The organism is Cedecea sp. B1(4) (assembly GCF_059414925.1).
Genome location: NZ_JCAHMZ010000280.1, coordinates 1 through 211, shown reverse-complemented (window position 1 = coordinate 211; position 211 = coordinate 1). Strand labels below are relative to the sequence as shown.

Here is a 211-nt window from a genome sequence, read left to right as displayed (position 1 = left end):
GGAATCGGATACCCAGCCAAATTCCCCGCAACATCTGCATATTCATCGACGGCACCTGGAACAGCGATCGTTCCCGCAGCACAACCAACGTACTCAAGTTGTTCAACGCCACGCCGGAGGGCATTATCGACGGGCGTGAACAGTTCAAGCTCTACATCCAAGGGGTTGGAAAGAAACCCCAGGCTCAGGGCAGTGGACTTGACGACGACTA

The 211-nt window shown here is 55.0% G+C and carries 1 protein-coding gene; it reads left to right on the top strand.

Annotated elements, in window-relative coordinates; genetic code table 11:
- Positions 1–8: 8 nt before the first annotated feature.
- Positions 9–211, top strand: a 203-nt coding sequence (locus tag ACR6JA_RS22940; protein ID WP_494599796.1) for a phospholipase effector Tle1 domain-containing protein, incomplete at its 3' end; no start/stop codon positions are given.